The 19,377-nt window shown below is 61.0% G+C and carries 21 protein-coding genes; 10 read left to right on the plus strand and 11 right to left on the minus strand.

Annotated elements, in window-relative coordinates:
* Positions 1-4 precede the first annotated feature (4 nt).
* Positions 5-2,035 (plus strand): acyltransferase family protein, encoded by a 2,031-nt coding sequence (locus tag SIB46_RS12865; protein WP_413296498.1) that lies wholly within the window; start codon positions 5-7, stop codon positions 2,033-2,035.
* Positions 2,036-2,089: 54 nt separating this feature from the next.
* On the opposite strand, the gene SIB46_RS12870 is transcribed toward SIB46_RS12865, so the two are convergent.
* Positions 2,090-2,533: an MAPEG family protein gene (locus tag SIB46_RS12870; protein WP_413296499.1), complete on the minus strand. Its 444-nt coding sequence runs from the start codon at positions 2,531-2,533 to the stop codon at positions 2,090-2,092.
* Positions 2,534-2,592: 59 nt separating this feature from the next.
* Between SIB46_RS12870 and SIB46_RS12875 the strand changes: the two genes are divergently transcribed.
* Entirely contained in the window at positions 2,593-3,084 is a 492-nt protein-coding gene (locus SIB46_RS12875) for a YajQ family cyclic di-GMP-binding protein (RefSeq protein WP_413296500.1), read from the plus strand.
* Between the two features lie 42 nt (positions 3,085-3,126).
* Positions 3,127-3,507 (plus strand): NINE protein, encoded by a 381-nt coding sequence (locus SIB46_RS12880; protein ID WP_413296501.1) that lies wholly within the window; start codon positions 3,127-3,129, stop codon positions 3,505-3,507.
* Between the two features lie 85 nt (positions 3,508-3,592).
* On the opposite strand, the gene SIB46_RS12885 is transcribed toward SIB46_RS12880, so the two are convergent.
* The 3 genes from SIB46_RS12885 to SIB46_RS12895 all read right to left on the minus strand — a co-directional run bounded on the left by SIB46_RS12885 (position 3,593) and on the right by SIB46_RS12895 (position 4,435).
* Complete coding sequence (locus SIB46_RS12885; protein ID WP_413296502.1) at positions 3,593-3,757, minus strand: hypothetical protein; 165 nt, start codon at positions 3,755-3,757, stop codon at positions 3,593-3,595.
* A gap of 128 nt (positions 3,758-3,885) precedes the next feature.
* Positions 3,886-4,131 carry a hypothetical protein gene (locus SIB46_RS12890; RefSeq protein ID WP_186547903.1) on the minus strand — a complete coding sequence of 82 codons (246 nt, stop codon included), beginning with the start codon at positions 4,129-4,131 and terminating at the stop codon, positions 3,886-3,888.
* Positions 4,132-4,135: 4 nt separating this feature from the next.
* A complete protein-coding gene (locus SIB46_RS12895; RefSeq protein WP_413296503.1) occupies positions 4,136-4,435 on the minus strand; it encodes a hypothetical protein in 300 nt (99 codons plus the stop codon).
* A gap of 8 nt (positions 4,436-4,443) precedes the next feature.
* Here SIB46_RS12895 and ggt point away from each other — a divergent pair, with 8 nt between their 5' ends.
* Positions 4,444-6,144, plus strand: a complete 1,701-nt coding sequence (ggt, locus tag SIB46_RS12900) for a gamma-glutamyltransferase (RefSeq protein ID WP_413296504.1) — start codon at positions 4,444-4,446, stop codon at positions 6,142-6,144.
* On the opposite strand, the gene SIB46_RS12905 is transcribed toward ggt, so the two are convergent.
* From SIB46_RS12905 to hemL, 4 genes are read right to left on the minus strand one after another with little or no spacing between them, the layout of a single operon-like run.
* Positions 6,141-7,517, minus strand: coding sequence for a TRAP transporter large permease (locus tag SIB46_RS12905; protein ID WP_413296505.1), 1,377 nt, complete (start codon positions 7,515-7,517; stop codon positions 6,141-6,143). The genes ggt and SIB46_RS12905 overlap by 4 nt on opposite strands.
* Positions 7,517-8,023, minus strand: a complete 507-nt coding sequence (locus SIB46_RS12910; protein WP_413296506.1) for a TRAP transporter small permease subunit — start codon at positions 8,021-8,023, stop codon at positions 7,517-7,519. Before SIB46_RS12910 ends, SIB46_RS12905 begins: the two co-directional genes overlap by 1 nt.
* A complete protein-coding gene (locus SIB46_RS12915; RefSeq protein WP_413296507.1) occupies positions 8,013-9,110 on the minus strand; it encodes a TRAP transporter substrate-binding protein in 1,098 nt (365 codons plus the stop codon). Before SIB46_RS12915 ends, SIB46_RS12910 begins: the two co-directional genes overlap by 11 nt.
* A gap of 7 nt (positions 9,111-9,117) precedes the next feature.
* The gene (gene hemL / locus SIB46_RS12920) at positions 9,118-10,419 is read right to left on the minus strand and encodes a glutamate-1-semialdehyde 2,1-aminomutase (protein WP_413297797.1); all 1,302 of its coding nucleotides are present in this window, start codon (positions 10,417-10,419) and stop codon (positions 9,118-9,120) included.
* Positions 10,420-10,515: 96 nt separating this feature from the next.
* On the opposite strand from hemL, the gene SIB46_RS12925 reads away from it, so the two are divergent.
* Positions 10,516-11,985 carry an FAD-linked oxidase C-terminal domain-containing protein gene (locus SIB46_RS12925; RefSeq protein WP_413296508.1) on the plus strand — a complete coding sequence of 490 codons (1,470 nt, stop codon included), beginning with the start codon at positions 10,516-10,518 and terminating at the stop codon, positions 11,983-11,985.
* Position 11,986: 1 nt separating this feature from the next.
* On the opposite strand, the gene xth is transcribed toward SIB46_RS12925, so the two are convergent.
* Positions 11,987-12,817, minus strand: coding sequence for an exodeoxyribonuclease III (gene xth / locus SIB46_RS12930; protein ID WP_413296509.1), 831 nt, complete (start codon positions 12,815-12,817; stop codon positions 11,987-11,989).
* A gap of 42 nt (positions 12,818-12,859) precedes the next feature.
* On the opposite strand from xth, the gene SIB46_RS12935 reads away from it, so the two are divergent.
* Positions 12,860-13,150: a hypothetical protein gene (locus tag SIB46_RS12935; protein ID WP_413296510.1), complete on the plus strand. Its 291-nt coding sequence runs from the start codon at positions 12,860-12,862 to the stop codon at positions 13,148-13,150.
* On the opposite strand, the gene SIB46_RS12940 is transcribed toward SIB46_RS12935, so the two are convergent.
* On the minus strand, positions 13,106-14,002 hold the full coding sequence (locus SIB46_RS12940) for a tetratricopeptide repeat protein (RefSeq protein ID WP_413296511.1): 897 nt from the start codon (positions 14,000-14,002) through the stop codon (positions 13,106-13,108). The two genes, SIB46_RS12935 and SIB46_RS12940, sit on opposite strands and share 45 nt — an antisense overlap.
* Positions 14,003-14,090: 88 nt before the next feature.
* Between SIB46_RS12940 and SIB46_RS12945 the strand changes: the two genes are divergently transcribed.
* Genes SIB46_RS12945 through SIB46_RS12960 form a run of 4 tightly spaced genes read left to right on the plus strand, consistent with a single transcriptional unit; the run spans position 14,091 to position 17,466 of the window.
* A complete protein-coding gene (locus SIB46_RS12945) occupies positions 14,091-14,717 on the plus strand; it encodes a hypothetical protein (RefSeq protein ID WP_413296512.1) in 627 nt (208 codons plus the stop codon).
* A 4-nt stretch (positions 14,718-14,721) separates the two neighbouring features.
* On the plus strand, positions 14,722-15,360 hold the full coding sequence (locus SIB46_RS12950; protein ID WP_413296513.1) for a hypothetical protein: 639 nt from the start codon (positions 14,722-14,724) through the stop codon (positions 15,358-15,360).
* A complete protein-coding gene (gene larC, locus SIB46_RS12955) occupies positions 15,350-16,543 on the plus strand; it encodes a nickel pincer cofactor biosynthesis protein LarC (RefSeq protein ID WP_413296514.1) in 1,194 nt (397 codons plus the stop codon). Before SIB46_RS12950 ends, larC begins: the two co-directional genes overlap by 11 nt.
* A complete protein-coding gene (locus tag SIB46_RS12960; RefSeq protein WP_413296515.1) occupies positions 16,540-17,466 on the plus strand; it encodes a lysylphosphatidylglycerol synthase domain-containing protein in 927 nt (308 codons plus the stop codon). Before larC ends, SIB46_RS12960 begins: the two co-directional genes overlap by 4 nt.
* Here the strand turns inward: SIB46_RS12960 and SIB46_RS12965 are convergent, their stop codons facing one another.
* Positions 17,467-19,098: a hypothetical protein gene (locus SIB46_RS12965; protein ID WP_413296516.1), complete on the minus strand. Its 1,632-nt coding sequence runs from the start codon at positions 19,096-19,098 to the stop codon at positions 17,467-17,469.
* Between the last annotated feature and the right edge of the window lie 279 nt (positions 19,099-19,377).

Here is a 19,377-nt window from a genome sequence, read left to right on the forward strand (position 1 = left end):
CCGAGTGACTGCTCAGGCCTACAAGCGTGTCCAAAAAAGCCGCGCTTCCAGATTTGAGGGTTTGGCTAGAGGTCATATTCTCGAGCTGGATGGCCTTCGGGGATTGGCGGTTCTCGCTGTATTGATTAATCATTTGAACAAAGACTGGCTTCCAGGAGGATTCCTGGGGGTTGATTTGTTTTTTGTGCTTTCAGGCTTTGTTGTTACTCGGTCGTTTTTGTCGAGGCCTTCCAAGGGAATTCGTAGTGATTTGCTGGGTTTTTACGCGAGACGTGTTTTCAGAATTGTTCCAGCCCTGGTGGTGTGCTTGACAGTGACAACCTTGCTTGCAGCGCTTTTTATTCCTGATAGTTGGCTGAGTCAAGCCACCTGGAAAACAGGCTCATTCGCTTTTTGGGGGTTTTCTAATATTCCTTTGATTGAGGCTGATGGTTATTTTTCGCATCGTAGTGATTTCAATCCTTTTACTCAAACTTGGAGCTTGGCTGTTGAGGAGCAGTTTTATTTTTTGGCTCCCTTGCTGTTGCTCGCATGGCAAAGGGTTGGCAGGGGAACGGCGTCATCTTTTTTCTTCGGGTTTGTTAGGGCTTTGCTGCCATGCCTGATTCTTGCGTCCTTGATTTACTCGGCCTTCTATCTGAATCCCGGGTCGAACTTGGCTTTCTACAGCATGCCTTCTCGTTTTTGGGAGCTTGGAGTTGGTGTTCTCCTCTCATTGTATTGGGGGCGGATAAAGGTTAAGTCATTGCGAGGATATGGTCTTGGCCGTATTCAGTACTGGGTTGCTCCGCTTGGTTTATCGCTTTTAATGATTGGATTTTGGTTTGGGAGCTCTTCCTTGGCTCCTTGGCCTGTCTCGTTGCTTCCAGTCGCCGGGACATCGCTTGTGATTATTGGCTGTTTGTCTCACAGAGGTGCTCAATTTTGGCCAAGAATTGCCCTTCGCACAAAGTGCCTTTTGTGGCTTGGTGGGATTAGTTACTCGCTCTATTTGTGGCATTGGCCGGTTATTGTTTTGATGCGTTGGACTGTTGGTATTGATCGCTGGTGGTTGGTGCTGATTGCAGTTGTTGTTAGCTTTGCATTGGCTTTCGTATCCACTTTTTATATTGAAAGACCCATCATGCGATGGGGAAAGGCTGTTAATATTTCGTCTCTGCTCCAAATATTGTTAGGGCTGGTTTCCGTTGTCGGTTTCTGGGGCCTTTCTGTGCAGGCTGAAGGAATGAAGAGTCAATACAGCTGGACTGATGTGAATCGCAGGCCTCATCGTTGGTTTCCTGATCGCGTTGATTCACTTGGTCAGAGCTCTTCAAGTCCAACCTTGTTTATCACTGGTGATTCGCATGCTTATGCCTATGGCTCCATGCTGAAGCGCTTTCATGCTGAGCTGGGCTGGAACGTTCGAACGATCGGTCTCAGTATGTGTTTCGCAGGGAGGCTGATCGATGGCTTTGAGGTTCGCCCAAATTGCCTGCAGGATCGGGCTAGGCTCATCCAGCAATTGCAAGATCAAAGTAAGCCAGGCGATGTTTTGGTTTTGGCGGGTTTGAGGATGCCAAGATTGGTTGAGTCGTGGGGCAGGAATAATCTTGATTTCTCGTCACCGGTTGATGTCGACTCTGTTCTCTTAGCGACCTCCAGGCGCGAAGGAATGGTTGCTTCTCAGGAGTTGATGGCCGCTTTGAAACCCTTGGGTCTTCGTGTCGTGTTTGAAGCTCCAAAGCCAGTTCTAAATGCTCCGTTGATGCGATGTTCTGAGTGGTTTAATTCCGTAAATCAAATTTGTGGAGAGCCTGTTCTAAAGAGTGATTTTATTCATTATCGATCTCCGACAATGAAGCAAATGTCTATCCTGGCTGATGAATTTGATTTTGTGGAGATCTGGGATCCTGCAGATGTTTTATGTCCAGGTGAATTTTGCACGGGCACTGAAGGTGGTAGCCGAAAGCCGCTTTATTACGACGGGGATCATCTCAGTGCCATCGGCAGTAAACGTGCCTTTGATTCCCTTTCGAGTTTCCTTCTTAAATGAGCTTTTGACGGCTAAAAGGTGTCATTTGCCCAATGTTCGGTTGTCATTATTTTTCTAGCTTGCTGATAGCACGGCTTTGAGGCCTTCGAGATAGAGGATGCCGCTGCAGAGCAAGGCCGAGGCCCAGCAGAGACCGCGCAGGGGCGGCACGTTGCCCACATAGGCACCGATGTAGAGCAGCCGCAGCAGCGGGTGTAGCCAGGCAGCGGCCATGGCAACCGGTGCTGATACCCCAGCCACTAGGGCCAGCAGGCAAGCAGGGGCATGGAGGGTGAAGGCTTCAAAGCAGTTTTGATGGGCCCAGCTGGCCCGGCGTCCCCAGGCCGGCAGGCGCTCGAACATCGCCCTGGGGGCGGCCAGATCAGCCATGCTGAAATCCGCCTGGGAACGGGCGGCCCCCAGCGGCACCAGGCTCAGCATCACCACCAAACCGGAGAGCAGCAGGGATGCAGCCAGTGGCGCGTTGCCGTGTTGGAGGGCGTTGAAAAGCTCCGCCATGGGTCCTCACAAGGGGCCCCTTTCTAGGCTGGTGAGATTCCCTGCCGTTGCCGCCCTTCATGGCCGACACCTACAGCTTTGATGTTGTCAGCGATTTCGACCGCCAGGAGCTGGTGAACACCATCGACCAGCTGCGCCGTGATGTGTCCCAGCGCTACGACCTCAAGGACTCCAACACCGAGATCGAGCTGGAGGAAACCGCCATCGTGATCACCACCGCCAGTGACATGACCCTGACGGCTGTGGTGGACGTGCTGCGGCAGAAGGCCACCAAGCGCAATCTCTCGCTGAAAATCTTTGATGAGCAGACCCCTGAAACCGTTGGGGGCAATCGCATCAAGCAGGAGATCAAGCTGCGCAAAGGCTTGAGCCAGGAGATCGCCAAAAAGCTCAGCAAGACGGTGCGCGATGAACTCAAGAAGGTGAACGTTTCGATCCAGGGCGAAAGCCTGCGCGTCACCGGCAAGAACAAAGACGATCTGCAGAGCGCGATCCAATTGCTCAAAGAGCAGGACATCGAAGTGCCCCTGCAATTTCAGAATTACCGCTGAGCCAATCGATTCCGTGCCTAGCTTGGGCTGTCGGGATCAGGCATGGACCAGGCTCTGCTGGCGCTGATGAAACAGCTCTCCGCTGAGGAGAAGCTGATGTTCCAAAGCGATTACGAAGATCAGAAAAAAAGCACTGTTCTCGCCGTGGTGCTGGCGCTGCTCTTGGGTGGCTTTGGTGCCCATTGGTTTTATTTGGGCCGCACTGGCCGCGCGCTCACCTATCTGCTGCTGAACATCCTCGGCGGAGTGCTCACGGTGCTTCTCATTGGCTATGTGCTGCTGGCGGCTGTTTGGATCACCTGCTTGATCGATGCGGTGTTCATGGGGGGCACCATCAGCGCAATGAACCGACGCCTTGGCCAACGCATCTTCGAAGCGATTGTTGGCCTGCGCGGTGATCAGTTTCCGGGGCAAGCGCCATGAACGGCAAAACCTTTGTGATCGCCTTGGTGGTGTTTTTGGTGGCTTATATGGCCATTGAATTTTGGGTGTTAAGGCAGCTGGTGCCTCACGCGGCGTGATCTTCCCGCTCGTACCAAGCCAACACCCGCGTGAGTGCGGTGTCGGTCAAGGTCTCTAAGTAAGAGCCAAAGCTGGGGTCGTAATCGATGCGGCCTTTGGAGTCGATGTCGTAGTGCTTAACGATGACGTTGATCGTTGCGGAGCGGTCCATGGTCCTGGTTGGGGGCGGATGGATACCGGGTAATTCCTTATCGATTCATGCGTGTCCGAATCGACCGTAAACCAAGTTGCTGGCTGCAAGACCCAACGACACAGGGCGTTGCAAGCTCAATCAAAAATTCATGAACTTTCCTGGCGGCGGCGATCAATGATTCGCGCCAGTTCCAGGAAATAACCGGCCGTGCACCAGCGGCCATAGCTGCGGGAGCGGTTCTCAACATCCGAGCGAATCTCTGCTGTTTCGGCCATCAACAGATCGAGATCCAGTTGTTCCAGCTCGTAGAGATCCTGCAGCTCAATCTCGTCATTGAGCAGATGGCTTTTGAACCACTTCTTGGTTTTTTGCTCCTGGGCGGGAATCTCCATAGCCTCAGCCTGCGGCAGCCTCCTCATCGGGAAGGTTCAGCTGCAAGCGGCATTCATATTTTTTGAGCGCGTGGGCCTTGATTGATTCGGCCTTCACCACTTGGTTGAGGTACTGCGCCTCGAGCTGGAAATCCGAGGGGGTGGGGTTCTCTTCGTCCCAGCTGGCTTGGGCCCGCTCCAAACGGATTTGCATCAGCCGGGTGATCTCATCGTTGCAGCGCTGGGGCCCTTGTTCGGCCAGCGCCGCTGGGGCGAGCAGCGGCAGGGCCAGCAGCAATGGCAGCCTGAAGCGGTGGTGGCCCATGGAATGGCGTGAGCGGACTCCTACTTTGCCTGGCTCTGATCGGCGCCAATCCGCTGCAGGAGCCTGGCCAGCGGGTGCGGCCGGTGCCATCAGAGGCTGGAATCGTCTCCAGCCAGGAGTCTTTGGCGAGTGCCGCTGGTGCCTCGATCCTCGCCAAGGGCGGCAATGCCATTGATGCTGCTGTGGCCACGGCCTACGCCTTGGCTGTGACGTTGCCGCAGGCCGGCAACTTGGGCGGCGGCGGTTTTCTGGTGTTTTGGAACCAGCCGGAGCGCCGCGGCTATGCCCTCAATTTCCGTGAGATGGCGCCCCGCCGCGCCCACAAAGACCTCTTTCTTGGTCCTGATGGCCGCGTCGATCGGCAGTTGGCCACCCGCAGCCTGCTGAGCACCGGTGTGCCCGGCACGGTGGCAGGCCTGCTGCAGGCTCAGGAGCGTTTTGGTGCCCTCAGCCGCTCTGAGGTGATGGCCCCGGCGATTCGCTTGGCTGAGCAAGGCTTTGCGGTGTATCCGGTGCTAGCGGAGTCGCTCCAGCGGGCCGCCCCCCTGCTGCAGCGCGATCCCAGCGCCAAGGCGATCTACTACAAGCCGGGCGGAGAGCCCTATCGCGCTGGTGAGATCCTGCGGCAGCCGCTGCTGGCGGCCACCTTGCGCCGCATCGCTGAGCAGGGCCGCCCTGGCTTTTATCAAGGGCCTGTGGCTAAGCAGCTGGAAACGCTGATGCAACAGCGCGGGGGCCTGATCGATCGCCAGGACCTGGCGGCTTACCGCGCTCCTTGGGTTGAGCCGGTAGTGGGACGCTTCCGCGGCCTGAAGGTGCTGTCGATGCCTCCCCCCAGCAGTGGCGGCGTGACCTTGATTCAGATGCTCAATTTGCTGGAACCGATGGATTTAGAGGCCATGGGTCTCAACAGCGCCCAGTCGATCCACACCTTGGTGGAGGCCATGAACCTGGCTTACCGCGACCGCAACAGCGAACTGGGGGATCCCGATCAGGTGGCGGTGCCGGTGCAGCGGCTCACCAGCAAGGCCTATGCCGACTCGCTGCGCCCACTGATTCGACCCCAACAGCACACCCCCAGCGCTGCGTTGGGCGGTACGGCTCCACTGCCGGCCAACAGCACCAACACCACCCATCTCTCGGTGGCTGATCACCAGGGATCGCTGGTGGCCCTCACTACCACCTTGAACTTCGCCTATGGCAACGGCGTTGCGATTCCAGGCACCGGCGTGCTGCTCAACAACGAGATGGATGACTTCACCGCCATGCCAGGCGTGCCCAATGCCTATGGCCTTGTGCAAGGGGAAAAGAACGCCATCGCCCCTGGCCGCCGGCCGCTCAGTTCGATGACGCCAACGGTGGTGCTCAAACGTGATGGCAGCCCCTGGTTCGCCACTGGCACGCCGGGGGGCAGCCGCATCATCACCACGGTGTTGCAGGTGCTGCTCAACCGCATGATGCACGGCCTCAACTTGGCTACATCGGTGTTGAGTCCGCGTGTCCACAGCCAGCTCTGGCCTGATCGGGTGCAGATCGAGCAAGGCATCAGCCCCGACACCACCGATTTGCTGGAGCAGTGGGGCCACACGATCCAGCGCAGCCGGGCGATGGGCTCAGCCAACAGCGTTGAAGTGCTGCCGGAAGGCGGAAGCTTGGGGGTGGCTGATCCGCGCCGGCCAGAGGGGGCAGCGATTCCCCAGCAGCCCTAGCTGGCCTGTGAGAGGGCCGGCAGGGTGTTCACCAGAGCTGGGAACAGGATGATCAGCACCAGCACAGCCACCTGCACGGCGATGAACGGCCAAACACCCCGATAGATCGCTTGGGTGCTCACCTCTTTGGGGGCCACGCCCCGTAGGAAGAACAGGGCAAAGCCAAACGGCGGGGTGAGGAAGGAGGTCTGCAGGTTGGCTCCGATCAACACACCAAACCAGAGCAGGCTTTCGGGCCCCAGCAATTCACGGGCGCTGGGCAGCAGCAGCGGCACCACGATGAAGGCGATTTCAAAGAAATCGATGAAGAAGCCCAGGGCAAAGATCACCGCCATGCTCACCACCAGAAAGCCCAGCTGACCCCCCGGCAGATTCACCAGCACCTCGCGGATCATGGCGTCACCGCCAAGGCTGCGGAACACCAGGGCAAAGGCGGTGGAACCCAGCAGGATCGCCATCACCATCGCGGTGACCCGCAGGGTCTCATCGCAGACCTTGGCCAGGTTGCTGCGGCTGAAGCCGCCTTCGATGGCGGCGAGCACCATGGCGCCAACAGCACCGAGCGCGCCCGCTTCTGTTGGGGTGGCAACGCCAAAAAAGATGCTGCCCAACACCAAAAAGATCAGGGCCAATGGCGGCAGGAGCACTCGGAGCAGCTGAGCCGGTGCGACTGGGGTATAGCCACGCTCCATGCGCTCGGGCGCCAGCTTGGGATTGAGTTGGCTGGCTACCAGCACGTACAGCGCAAAAGCGCCTGCCATCAACAGTCCCGGGATCAGCGAGCCCAAAAACAGATCACCCACCGACACGCCGAGCTGATCGCCGAGCACCACCAGCACGATCGAAGGGGGAATGAGTTGGCCGAGTGTGCCGGAGGCCACGATTACCCCGGACGCAAAGGATTTGTCGTAGCCCGAGCGCAGCATCGCGGGCAGGGAGATCAGCCCCATGGTGGTGACCGTGGCGGCGGTGACGCCGGTGGTTGCTGCCATCAAGCTGCCCACCAACACAACAGCCAGCGCCAGGCCGCCGCGCAGCTGGCCCAGCAGTTGGCCCATGGCCTGCAGCAGCCGTTCAGCGATGCCGGAGATCTGCAGCATCGCCCCCATGAACACAAAGGTGGGAATCGCCAGCAACGTGAAGTTGCTCATGATTCCGAAGATCCGCGGCTGCAACGCGCTGAAGAAGCGCGGATCAATCACGCCGCTGGCGATGCCCAACAGGCCAAAGATCACCGCCACACCGCCCAGGCCAAAGGCGACGGGATAGCCGCTGAGCAGCGCTGCAATCAGCGCCAAGAACATCAATGGCGCAAGCACCTCACCGGGGAAAAAGGCGATGCCCCAGCCGGCCACTTCCAGTTCAAATCCCATCAGCTCTGGCCTCCGCTGCGGCGCAGCTGCTGCCTGAGGGCTACTGCTTCACGGATGCCCTGCAGGGCCAACAGCAAAAAGCCCAAGGGCACCAGGCTTTTGGCCAAATAACGCGGTAATCCGCCTGGATCCGGTGATGCCTCCAGCAGCAGCCATGACTGCAACGTGGGCTCCAGCGACACCACCAGCACCGTGAGGGCAAACGGGAGCAGCAGCACCAAGGTGCCGAGCAGCTCAAGCTGCAGCTGGCGCCTTGAGCTCTGGCGGTTCAACAAGATGTCGATGCGCACGTGGCCGCGTTGCTTGAGCGTGTAGGCCAGCCCCAGCAGAAAGGCCACATCAAAGAGAAACCATTGCGCCTCAATTAGTGCGTTGGAGCTCAGGCTCAGCCCCAGGGCCAGCCCCAGATAGCGGCCCACCACGTTCCAGGCGCCGATGGCGATCATCAGCAGCAGGGCCCAGCGTCCGAGCCAGCCCGCTGCGCGGATCAGGCGATCAAGCACCATCGCTAAAGCGGGAGAAGGACAGCTCGGTGACCTGGTTCCAGCCGCGGGCCACCTGGCGGAAATCTTTCCAAGCGCTGTAGAGGCTGTTGAAGCCCACATCGCCGCGGGCGCTATCGGCCAACAGATCAGCCGTGGCGCTTTGGGCCTCTTTGAGGATGGCGTCGCCGTAGAACTCCACTTGCGTGTTGCCCTGCCGTAGCCGTTCGAGCGCAACGGCATTGAGCCGGTCGTAGCGGCTCAACATCAGCAAGTTGGCGCTCTGGCAGGCCGAGCGGAACATCTCTTGGTAGGCCTTGGGCAACTTGGCCCAAGCCTGCTGATTCACCAGTGCTGTGAGCGTGGGTCCTGGCTCCCACCAGCCCGGGTAGTAATAGAAGCGCGCTGCCTTCGGTAGGCCGAGCTTTTCATCGTCGTAGGGGCCGGTGAATTCAGCGGCATCGATGGCGCCGCGCTCCAGGGCGAGATAGATCTCACCGCCTGGCAGTACCTGCACATTCACGCCCATGGCGGCCATCACCTTGCCCCCCAGGCCAGGGATCCGCATCTTCAAGCCCTTGAGTGAGGCTGGACCATCAAGCTCACGCTTGAACCAGCCGCCCATCTGGGGGCCGGTGTTGCCTGCCGGGAAGCTGCGAACGCCGAAATCGCTGTAGATGCGATCGAGGGCTTCGTTGCCGCCCCCCTCATACAGCCAGGTGTTCTGCTGCTGAGGCGTTAGGCCAAAGGGCACAGCGGTGCCGAAGGCCAGGGCTGGGTTTTTGCCCACGTAGTAGTAGCTAGCGGTGTGGCCGCACTCCACCGCGCCGTTTTGAACGGCATCGAGCACCTGCAGCCCAGGCACGATTTCACCGGCGGCATAGGGCTCAATCGTGAAGCGCCCGCCGCTCATCACCCCCACCTGTTCGGCGATGGTTTGGGCGCCGCCATACAGGGTGTCGAGGGCGTGGGGCCAGCTGGTGGCCATGCGCCAGCGCACCGATGGCAGCTCAGCGCTGCTGGCTCCATCAATGCGGCGAATGCGGCAGGCACTCAGCAGGCCCGCTCCACCGGCGAGGCCGGCGGCTTGGATCAGTTGGCGCCTTTGCATCAGCGCTTCAAGCGATCAGCTGGAAGCTTTCGCGGAAGGCTTCGAGGGTGGCGTCGATGTCGGCATCGCTGTGGGCCAGCGAGGTGAAGCCCGCTTCAAAGGAGCTGGGGGCGAGGTATACGCCGCGCTCGAGCATGGCCCGGTGCAGCTTGGCGAAGCGCTCGCTGTCGGTGGCTTTGGCCTCTTCGAAATTGCGAACGGGGCCGTCGCAGAGGAAGAAGCCGAACATGGCGCTGATGCTGTTGCCGCACACCGGCAAGCCAGCGGCTTTGGCCGCTTCCTGGATGCCTTCAGCCAAACGCTTGGTGGTGGCTTCGAGCTTGTCGTAAGTGCCGGGCCGCTTGAGCAGTTCCAGGGTCTTGATGCCCGCGGTCATCGCCAAGGGGTTTCCGCTGAGGGTGCCGGCTTGGTACATCGGGCCCGCGGGGGCCACCATTTCCATGATGTCTTTGCGGCCGCCGTAGGCGCCTACAGGCAGGCCGCCACCGATGACCTTGCCCATGGTGGTGAGGTCAGGGGTGATGCCAAAGCGGGCTTGCGCCCCGCCATAGGAGATGCGGAAGCCGGTCATCACTTCGTCGAACACCAGCAGGGCGCCGTATTCACGGGTGATTTCCCGCAGACCTTCCAGGAAGCCGAAATCGGGGGGGATGAAGCCGGCATTGCCTACCACCGGCTCGAGGATCACACCGGAGATCGAGTCGGGGTTTTCGGCAAACAGGGCCTTGACCGCCTCGAGGTCGTTGTAGGGGGCGGTGAGGGTGTTGGCGGTGGTGCTGCTCGGCACACCGGGGGAATCCGGCAGGCCCAAGGTGGCCACACCGGAGCCGGCCTTCACCAGGAACATGTCGGCGTGGCCGTGGTAGCAGCCCTCGAACTTGATCACCTTTTCGCGGCCGGTGTAAGCGCGCATCAGGCGCAGCACGGCCATGCAGGCCTCGGTGCCGCTGTTGACGAAGCGAACCATCTCCACGCTGGGGACGGCGTCGATCACCATCTCGGCGAGGGTGTTTTCCAGGGCGCAGGGGGCGCCAAAGCTGGTGCCCTTGCTGAGGGCCTGCTGCAGGGCCTCAATCACCTCGGGATTGGCGTGCCCGCAGATGGCGGGTCCCCAGCTGCCTATGTAATCGATGTAGCGGTTGCCGTCGACATCCCAGGCGTAGGCGCCTTCGACGCGGTCGAACACGATCGGCTGGCCGCCTACGGAGCGGAAGGCCCGAACCGGGGAATTCACACCGCCGGGCATCAGTTGTTGCGCTGCCGTAAAGAGGGCGTCGGAACGGCTGGTGTTCAGGGCTGCAGCAGTCACCAAAGCGTTATCAGCAGAGACAGAGCCTCCCACTTTGCCCTGGCGCCGCTTTGTTCTGCGATCGATAGGCTCAATTGAACGAGTTATTCATCTCCTGTGGCCACCGCTTCCGCCATCGATTGGCCGGCCCTGGAGAAGGCCCTGCGGCAGGTGCTGCCGCCGCGGGCTGTGGTGAGCAAGGCCCAGGAGCTGCTCAGTTACGACTGCGACGGCCTCACCATGGACCGCCACCAGCCGCCACTGGCGGTGCTGCCGGATTCCACCGAGCAGGTGGCGGCTGTGTTGAAGCTCTGCCAGGAGCAGGGCGTGCCCTTTGTGGCCCGCGGCAGTGGAACGGGGCTTTCCGGCGGGGCCTTGGTGGAGCAGGAGGCGCTGCTGGTGATCACCAGCCGGATGCGGCAGGTGCTCTCGATTGATCTGAACAACCAAACCATCCGGGTGCAACCGGGGGTGATCAACAGCTGGGTGACCCGCGCTGTGAGTGGCGATGGCTTTTATTACGCGCCCGATCCCTCCAGCCAGATCGCCTGCAGTGTTGGCGGCAATGTGGCCGAAAACTCAGGCGGTGTGCACTGCCTCAAGTACGGCGTCACCAGCAACCACGTTTTGGAGTTGGAGGTGGTGCTGCCCGATGGCACGGTGACCACCCTCGGCGGGCAGCTGGCGGAGATGCCCTCGTTGGACCTGCGCGGGGTGTTCATCGGTAGTGAGGGCACCTTGGGCATCGCCACGGCGATCACTTTGCGTTTGCTCAGGCAGCCCGAAGCGGTGGCTGTGCTGCTTGCTGATTTCACCAGCATGGAAGCCGCAGGGGAAGCCGTGCGGCTGGTGACGGCAGCTGGGATCCTGCCGGCGGGGATGGAAATCATGGACAACTTCACGATCCGCGCTGTGGATCAGATGCTCGAGCAGGAGCTCTATCCAGCTGATGCGGCCGCGGCGCTGTTGATCGAGCTCGATGGCAGCAGCGCTGAAGTGAAGTTGGCGGCCGCCACAACCGCTGATCTCTGCCGCCAGGCGGGTGCCCGCGATGTGCAAGTGGCCACCACCAGCGACGACCGCGCCCGCCTTTGGCAGGGGCGCAAAAGCGCGATTTCAGCCCTGGGCCGGCTCTATCCCAGTTATTACCTGCAAGACGGTGTGGTGCCCCGCAGCGCCCTACCCAAAGTGCTGGCCCGGATCGATGAACTCAGCCGTGAGCATGAGTTGCCGGTGGCCAATGTTTTCCACGCTGGAGACGGCAACCTGCATCCGCTGATCCTTTACGACGGCCGCGAAGAGGGCGTGCATCAGCGGGTGAAAGATCTGGGGGCCGCGATCTTGCGGCTGTGCGTTGATTCCGGCGGCAGCATCAGCGGTGAGCACGGGGTAGGGGCGGATAAGCGCTGCTTCCTGGATTGGATGTTCAGCCCGGCGGATTTGGAAACCATGCAGCTGGTGCGCAAGGCCTTTGATCCTCTGCAGCGCGCCAATCCCGGCAAGCTCTTTCCCACTCCGGTGAGCTGCGGTGAATCCAGCCGCCGCGCTCAGCAGATCCAGCTGCCCAAGGGTGTTGAGGTGGTGTGATTCACCAGAGGCCTTCGTCGTCTTCTTCCTCTGCGGCTTCATCACCAAGATCCACACTCACTGGAGCGTGATCGCTGGGCTTCTCGAGGCCCCGTTCGCTTTTGTGGATCTCACAGCCCAAGGCGCGCTGCTGCAGCTCTTCATCGAGATAGAGGTGATCGATGCGCCAGCCGCGATCGCCGTTCCAAGCGCCTGAGCGGTAGTCCCACCAGCTCCAGTGGCCGCTGCCCTGCTCAAACATGCGGAAGGCATCGCGCAGGTCATCCCCGAGGCAGGCCTTGAGCGCCTCCCGCTCGGCCTCGCTGGCCATGATTCCGCCGGTGGAGCGCTCCGGGTTGTGCAGGTCGCGGGCTTCCGGGCCGATGTTGAAGTCGCCCAGCATGCAAAAGGGTTCCCCCTGCTCGCGTTGCACGTCGAGGTAGCGGCGTAGGCAATCAAGCCAGGCCAGTTTGTAGGCGTATTTCTCGGTGCCCACCTCGGACCCATTGGGCACATAGAGGTTGAGCACCCGCACGCCATCCACCCAGGCGCTGATCACCCGCTTCTGCTGGCTCAGTTCGATGGCGGCCTCATCGTCTGGCAGCAGGGCGTCAAAACCAATGCGCACCTCCTCGAGCGGCTCGCGGCTCAGCAGCGCTACGCCGTTGTAACTCTTCTGGCCGCTGATCACGGTGCGGTAGCCGGCCTCTTCCATGGCGGCTGCTGGGAATTGCGCGTCTTCCACCTTGGTTTCCTGCAGCCCCAGCACATCTGGTCTGGCCTGCTCAAGCCAGCTCAGCAGATGGCTTTGCCGGCTGCGGATTGAATTGACGTTCCAAGTAGCAATCCGCACGGTGATCCCGTCTTAAAATTTGCCCATTAAACGATTTAAGCCATGACTCGCTTCCTGCTGGCCTGCGCCATGGCTCCCCTGCTGTTGGCTCCAGCCGCCCTGGCTGAACAGAAGGAGACCAACCGCGAGCGGGACCTCTACAACTACGGCTCCAACCGTTCTGGTGGCGGCATCGATGTCAGCAATCCGATGTCGATGATGAACATGCTGCAGAACATGAGCAACGCCGGCGATGCCACCCCTCCAGGGGATGCCATCGATGCAGCTCTCAGCGGTTTCGACTGGGATTCAGGCTCCGCTACCCCCAGCAAGACCGTTCCCTCCGGGCTCTGATCCCGCCGTTGGGTCTGGAGCTACCGGCGCCTTGAGATCAGCTGCATTTGCTGATGGTGCTTCGGCGCGGATGCGGCCCACGGCCCAACCGGCAGCCACTTGATCGAGCACACCAGCGGCGACCGGGGTTGAATTCAATTTGGCTTGTTGCAGCAGGGAACGGGCTGCACCCAGATCGCCTTGGGAGTGCCGCAGCAGGGCTAAAGCCAGCATCGGCCGTGGGTCGGCTGGATGGCTTGCAATCAGACCTTGATAGGTGGCTGTGGCTTCCCCATTGAGGCCATTGCTTTGCTGCACGTCAGCCAGCAGCAGGCCAATGGGCAGCGCTTCAGGTGTGCCCTTGGCGGCTTCGGCAGAGGCCTGCAGCTGCTGCATCACCTCTTGCTGGCGCCCGAGCTTGAGTTGCAACCGGGCGTAATCCTGTAGAGCCTGGGGATGCAGGGGCTGCACATTCAGCACCTGGCGAATCTCCCGTTCCGCTCCGGCGTTGTCGTCGTTTTGGCTCTTGAGATCCGCCAGCAGCAGTCGCAATGACGGCTGCTCAGGGTTTTGATCGCTGAGGGGCTCCAGCAGCTTCATGGCGCCAGGCTGATCGCCCATGGCCAGGCGCAACCTCAGCAGTTGGCGCTGCTCTTCATCACTAGCTGTGCCAGCGGCCAGCTTGGTTTCCAGCTGTTTGCTGTTGCGCTCCAGGGTTGTCTGCTTGGCGTTGGCCGCCGCAGTGCTGGGCTGCCTTTGCCCCCACCACCAGCCGGCGCCAAGCGCTGCCGCCATGGCCAAGCCAAACAGGCCCAATTGACGCAACCGTTTGGCGCGCGGATCAGGGGTTGGGTTGAGCGAACCCAGGGGCACAAGACTGCTGCCGGTTGCCTTAGTAAAACGCCTGGGTTTATGCCTGTCAGCAAGATCGCTAAATTCAGCATCACCCCAGCCTGAGGAGATGCGTCAGCACCCGATCCCCCCGGTCACTGAGCCGATGCAATACCGGGCGATCGGTCTTGTGAATGCGGTCTACGTTCCCCAGGACGAGAAAACCCTGACCCGCGGCGTGTTGCGCTGCGAAGACGGCACCGAAATCGAAGCTGTGTTGCTGGGCCGCGTGCTCAGCGTGGTGAAGCGCCACTTGGACCTGGCGGCCTCGCACCAGTGGATTGTGTATCCGCGCAACCGCGAGGGCGAGGATCTGCACCTGCAAGTAGTGGGGGTTTGGGAACCCGCCACCCTGGCCAGCGATGAACCTGATCTTCCCGAAACCCTTCCTGAGGGAGACGGCTACTTCTCTGTGCGTGGGGAGTTGATCTTCACCAAGCCAGAAGAGGACCAGCTGGTGGTCAAGATTCGCCAGCAGCCTCGCAGTGATGGCAGCCGGCCGCAGCCCTTCAAATTGCAGTTGCAGGGGCAAATTCCCTTGGAGCACTTGCGCCATTTCGTCTCGCTTGATTTGCGCCGCAGCGGCCAAAGCCTGAGCGTTGAATCCACTGAGGTGATCGGCCCGGTGCCACAGCGCAGCGATCGCCGCGGCGGTGGTAACAAGCGCCCCTCCCGCCGTCCGGCTGCGCGCCGCTGAGGCGATGAACCCCAATCGCATTGCCCTGGTGGTTGCCGTGTTCAGCGGCACGGCCGTTCTTGGCCCGATGGTGGGGGTCTCTCCGGCTTGGATCACTGTTGCTGTGATTAGCGCCCTGGTGATGGTGTCGGTGGATGCGGCGGCTTGGAATGGCCGCGGCGGCCATCTCTTGGCTGAGGCCCTGCCGGGTGGGCAAGAACGCTTGCGCCGGATTGCTGTGCATGAGGCCGGCCATCGCTTGTTGGCCAGCCATGAAGGCATGGAATTGGGCGACAGCCTGGTGGGCAGCTTGGCGTGTTTGCGCGCTGGCTATGACGCCTGCGGGCGCACCACCTTGCCCTTGCCGGCCTCCTCCAAATTGCCGCTCGAGGAGTTGCGCCGCTGGAGCCGTGTGCTCCTAGCAGGCATGGCTGCTGAGCAGGTGGTCCATGGCGGCAGCGATGGCGGCATGGATGACCGCCAGCTCTTGGGCCGCATCTGGGGGCTCTCGGGCCAAAGCGCCCAGATCGCCCAGCTGGAGCAGCGGCGCGCTCGGCGCGAAGTGGAGCAGTGGCTGGAGCAGAACCGTTCGGCGTTGGATCAAGAGTGTGAAAGCCTGTTGAGCCAAGCCCCTTCGTTGCTGCGCCCTGGCCATGGCCGCTAATTGGGCCTCGTTGGATCTGCCCACTGGCGTTGCCGGCGACATGTTGCTTGCCGCACTTGTGGATTTGGGTGTGCCCCAGCGGGTGATTGATGAGCCGTTAGCGGCGCTTGGTTTGCAGAGCAGTTATCGCCTCAACGTCAGCAGCGGCAGCTCCGCTGGGTTGCGCGGTCAGCACCTCAGCGTTGAGCTGCTTGAGGCTTCACCGCCCCATCGCCATTGGGCGGAACTCAAGCCCCAGTTGCAGGGGGCTACCTGGCCGCAACCGTTGAAAACCAAGGTGCTGGAGGTGTTTCAGCTGTTGGCGGATGCCGAAGCCCATGTGCATGGCGTTCCTGCTGAGCAGGTGCATTTCCATGAGGTGGGCGCGATCGATTCGCTCGTGGATGTGATCGGTGTCTGCGCTGGCTTGTTGCATCTCGGAGTCCAGAGCCTTTGGGCGCCGCCCCCGCCGGCGGGTCATGGCCAGGTGTGCACGGCCCATGGCGTGTTGCCGGTGCCGGCTCCTGCGGTGCTGGAGATCGCCCGGCGCCGCCAGCTGCCTTTGGCCAGCAGCACTGGCTTTCCGCCTGGGGAATTAACAACGCCAACCGGCTTGGCTCTGCTGGCGGTGTGGGTGGATCACTGGGATTCGCCGCCGGCTCATACCCCTGATCGCATTGGTGTGGGTTTGGGTCAGCGGCAGCTGGATCGCCCCAACCTGGTTCGGTTGGTTCTTCCCGCAGCGGCGCCTGCAGGTGAGCCCGCCGAACGCCAAACGTTGGTGGTGCAGCAATGCCAGATCGATGACATGGATGCCGAGGCCCTGGCGTTTTTGCAGGAGCAACTGCGAGCCGCTGGTGCGTTGGAGGTGTTCGCGCAGCCTGTGGGTATGAAAAAAGGACGGCAGGGTCTGCTGCTTACTGCCCTGGCGTTGCCCGAGCAGGCCGCCGCGTTGCGGGCCATTTGGTGGGAGCACTCCAGCAGCCTTGGTTTGCGCGAAAACCTCGAGCAGCGCTGGGTGTTGCCGCGGCGCGCCGTTGTGATGGATAGCCCCTGGGGGCCAGTGGCGGCCAAAGCGGCTTGGACCGGACGCCGTTGGCGCTGCAAGCCAGAAGCTGATGCGCTGGCCCAGTTGGCTGCTGAGCAGGGCTTGAGCTGGGCTGAGTTGCGGGCTGCTTTGCAGCCGCCGGAGCTGGAGCCATGAAGTGGAAGCTGCCCCGTTGGCGGCCGCCAGGAGGGCTGCGGCCTTGGGTGGCGGGAATCTCGCTGCTGCTGGTGCTGCTGGCCTTATGGAGCCATGGCCAGGAGGTGTTGGCGTTAGCGCCTGATCAGCGCGGCTGGGCGTTGCTGGTGTTCGGTTTGGCACTCACGGTGGTGGCGCAATGGGCCAATGGCCTGGCCTGGTGGGCATTGTTGCGCTGGTTGCAACTGCCGTTGCCGCTGCTGGAGATGGTGCAGCTGTTTGTGCGCACCAACCTGCTCAAGTACCTGCCTGGCGGTGTTTGGCACCAGGTGGACCGGGTGCGGTTGTTGCGCCAGCGGGGAGCCTCTGGGCGCCGGGCGCTGCTGTCGGTGTTGCTTGAGGCGCTGCTGATGGTGATCGCGGCTTTCTGCTTGGTGCCGTTTGGTGGTTTGCAGGCGGGCTTGGGCGTGGTGTGTCCGCTGGCGCTGTTGCTGTTGCGGCCTCAGTGGTTGAACAGGCTGTTGGAGCGGCTGCTGCGCAGTAAACGCAAGTTGCTGCAGGACAGCGATGAAGAGGCGCTCAACTTTGAGCCGCTGCGGGGTGCTCCCTGGCAGCCCTTGCTGCTGGAGTTCCCCTTCCTGCTGCTGCGGTTCTCAGGCTTTGCCTGTTGCGTGGTTTGTTTCAGCAGCGTGGCGTCCGTGGGCTGGGGCAGCTGGCTGGCTGGCTTTGCCTTGGCCTGGAGTATGGGGCTGGTGGTGCCCGGGGCCCCAGGTGGTTTGGGCGTGTTTGAACTGGTGTTACTTGCGCGTCTCTCAGGAGCAGTCCCGGAAGCTGAAGTTCTGGCGGTGTTGGTGAGCTACCGCCTGATCAGTGTTGCCGCCGAGCTGCTGGCAGCGGGTGGCGTGGAACTCGATCGGCGTCAGCGGCCCAGCTTGCAGAGCTGATCAGACCGTTTCCGCAGATTCGGGCTCGGCAGCCGCTGGTTCGTGGCTGACGGGGGGGTTGAGGTGAATCACCCCTGAGGCTTGCGCTGCTGGTTCTGTGTTCTCAACGGCTGCGTCGTTGAGTTGCTCGATGTTTTCAACAGGCTGCTCGCTGACCGCAGGTTCAGCAGCAGCAGTTCCATTGCTGCTCGGCTCAAGGCGCGTGGAGGCCGCCATGTTGGTGGCGCTGCCCCATTGGATCAATGGCTTGAGGAAGTTGCGAACGGCCTCGGCCACTGAGGCGTAATCCGTGAATTCAGCTGACAGGCGCAACTGCGTGTTCGCGGCATCCAATGCAGCAGAGGCCACTTCAGGCAAGCAGCGGTTGCGCAGGGCGGTGAAGGTTTCTTCTCGGAAGGCGTTGATAGAACGTTGCCCTTGGGCGTGAACGCCAGGCTCAATCAGTCCACCGGCGGCAGCAACACGTTGTTCGAGGTGCTCAAAGAACGATTCATTGATGCGGCCACTGGAGGCGGTGCTGCAGAGGTTTTCGTAACTTTCGTAGGCCTCGACCAGGGTGAAAAAGCCGCACTGCTCGGAATGTTCAGCCCGGCTGAAATTGCCAGCAAAGGTGTCGAGCAAGAGGCACTGGGAACTGAGGCTGAGTTTTTGCAGGCGCTCGAGCAAGCGGTTGTCGGCTTGCTTGTTGATGACGGGCTCGAGGAAGGCTTTGACCATCTGCACCAAGCTGATGAAGCTGTTTGGCTTGGCTCGCCGCAGGCAGGCATTGAGGGCGGCGTGGGCATGGGGCAAAACGGTGGGCTTGAGCTGCCGTTCCAGCTCGCCAAAGCTGAACTCGTAGAAGTGCTGAATTGATTCATCGCCGAGGGCATTGAGGCCGGGGGCGAGCTGACCGCCGGCCTCACTCACTGCCTGCTGCAGGTCTTGGAGGTGATCGCCACTCAGCTGGCCGCTGCGGGCTGCCGTCAGGACGGTGTTGAGTGCTGTGAAGGCTTGTACAACAGCGCCAAAGTTGGCCTGACTGCGGGGCGAGGGGGCTTCCATGGCCTCCTCCATCGTTTTGAACACCAGCACCTGATCAGCAACCGAAAGCTGCTCAAACAAGCTGAGGGTTGGCTGGTTCTCAGGGGTGGCCGTTAAGGGGGTGAAGAAGGAGGCGATCTCCTGAAACAGCGCACCAAGGTCTTGAAGCTTGAGGATGCGCAGCTTGGTGTTGAGCGTCTTTTGGACGGCCTGGATCGTTTCAGTGCCATAGCGGCTGAGCAGGCTTTCAAAGGTGGCGCCCCGGAACGCCGCAATGGATTGGTGGCCTTCGGCTTTCAGCCCGGGAGCAATGCAGCCACCGGCGCCGCGCACGCGCTGCTGCAGCAGCGCCAACTTGTCGTTGTCCAACTGCCCGGTTTGGCCGGCTTCGAGAACGTCTTCAACCGCTCCATAGGCCGCCACGCAATTGGCAAAGCTGGCTTGTGGGCGTGGTGGATCGGCTTCGAGTGCTTCTTGAATGGAGCGAAAGACGAGAATCTGCCGAGAGGGCTCCAGTTCGGAGAAGGCCGCACTGGCTTGCTCATCACCCAACACCTGAGTGTTGGCCAGGGCATTGTTATCGGCGTCGTTCTGGCTTGTCAGCGGCATGCTTCCCCTGGCTCCCAGCGAGCTGTGGCTCTACAGGCCACTGAAGCTGAGAGAGCATTTTGGCTCAGTGCTCGTGGATGCTAATTCCACTTTTCTCTCTGAATTCTTGTTGGCTGGCAGGTCTTCAGCTGGCTTTGCTCTGCTTTGAACTAGAACCGGTGCGAATTTCGATATCGGCCGGTAAAACAGACCTAACTTTTGCCGGCCAATCGTTCGGTCGTTGAGATCACCCCTTGAGTCTGCAATTGCCTGCCAATGAGCGACTGACTGCTTGGGGAC

It is taken from the genome of Synechococcus sp. MIT S9452 (assembly GCF_047304245.1).
In the GTDB taxonomy this organism is placed as follows: domain Bacteria; phylum Cyanobacteriota; class Cyanobacteriia; order PCC-6307; family Cyanobiaceae; genus RCC307.